Origin of the sequence: Endozoicomonas sp. ALC013, assembly GCF_049310205.1 — a bacterium.
Lineage (GTDB): Bacteria > Pseudomonadota > Gammaproteobacteria > Pseudomonadales > Endozoicomonadaceae > Endozoicomonas.
This window is the reverse complement of sequence record NZ_JBLYNS010000361.1, coordinates 1-1,627: the sequence shown is the minus strand read 5'-3', so window position 1 is coordinate 1,627 and position 1,627 is coordinate 1. Positions and strand designations below refer to the sequence as shown.

Sequence of the window (1,627 nt, the reverse complement as noted above, 5' to 3'; positions counted from 1 at the left end):
CAGTAATTCCCGATGAATCCTGAAGCACTACAGCCACGAGAGATACAGAAGAGGTAAAAAAATCATGCCCGCACAATTCTTCGACTAAAATTGCATATTACTCAATCATTGTCGTCGAGTCAGTCATGGGTACGGCTATTCAGAAAAATGTCAGGCAATTCAGTGCTTCTTACTTGATAAAAAAGGTATCAGAATGCTTCGACAGCATTCCAGATCATCGTCCAAATAAATGCGTGATACCCTTTCCTAACTTTCTGAAATCTGCTTTTGCGATGATGCATCAAAAGTTCGATTCACTATTAGGGTTTGATGAAGAGCGGCTTGATGAAATCTGCTGTCATAATCTTGAAAAGCTCTATCACGTAAAAGATGGCAAAGTTCCCTCCGATACCAGAATGAGAGAGGTTGTTGACCCGGTTAATCCACTCGGGTTGAAGACGCCGTTTAAAGAATTGTTTTCTGTCGTTCAGCGCAATGGTGCTCTGCAAGCTTATGCATTCGAATGTGGCAAGTTGAAAGATCTTTATCTGCTTCCTATTGATGGTACGGGTCTCTTTTATTCGGGAACCTGCCGCTGTGATGACTGCTGCATTAAAAACGAGGGCAAAAAAAGTGAAACCTTTTACCACAATATTATGGGGGGCTGTATTGTCCACCCTTCCAGAAAAACCGTCATTCCTTTAGCGCCGGAAGCAATTTGCCGACAGGATGGTTCCACAAAAAATGATTGTGAAAAAGCGGCAATAAGACGTTTTCTGGCGCAGACAAAACATGACCATCCACGCCTGAAACTGGTGATTCTTCTGGATGGTCTATATGCGGACAACCCTACCATTGCTCTGATCAGAGAGCATGGCTGGCACTATATTATCGTGGCCAAAGATGGTAACCATGTGTCGCTTATTGAGGCCATGAATGCCCTTTATGACGAAGGCCAGGTTCATCACCACAAAATCGTTGATGAGAAAAATAACACGACTCATAAATTCCGCTACGCCAATAACGTCCCCCTCAATCTTCAGGATGAAACAGAGCGGGTTAATGTTCTGGATTACATTGAAATCGACAAAAAAGGGATCCAGCATGTCTGGTGCTGGGTAACTGATCTTGAATTAACCGATGATACCGTTGAATCCGTGATGCGAGGAGGCCGTTGTAGATGGCGCATTGAAAATGAAACGTTTAATACCCTGAAAAATCAAGGCTATCAACTTGAACACAATTACGGTCATGGCGAAAAACATCTGGCTACGAATTTCGCCTACCTTACTTTTCTCGCATTCCTGGTTGATCAGATTCAGGAATTTTCTTGTCCAAAATTTCAGCAGGCTTTAAATAAACCAAAGAAGCCTACACGAAAGCGATTATGGAGGAAAATCACCAGCTTCTTTCTCACGTTAATGATTGATAGCTGGGACAGTTTGTTTAAAGCCATTGCCCATGGTGCTAAAGCACAAAAGATAGCTTTTGACACATCATGATTTGGCAAGATAGCCAGAATTTTTCAGGGTGATGATAGTTATTTTTCTTAGCAGCGAAAGTTGAGGGTTCTCTTGTGTTTTCAGAAATTATGAGTATGTCAGTTTTCTGGTTGTGGCAGCTGACGTGTATTCATCGGGAGTAGCTG

The 1,627-nt window shown here is 42.4% G+C and carries 1 protein-coding gene; it reads left to right on the top strand.

All coding sequences use genetic code 11. From position 1 onward, the window contains the following. Nucleotides 1–272: 272 nt before the first annotated feature. Entirely contained in the window at nucleotides 273–1,481 is a 1,209-nt protein-coding gene (locus tag ACO6V1_RS23845) for a transposase (RefSeq protein WP_422469066.1), read from the top strand. The last annotated feature ends 146 nt before the right edge of the window (nucleotides 1,482–1,627 follow it).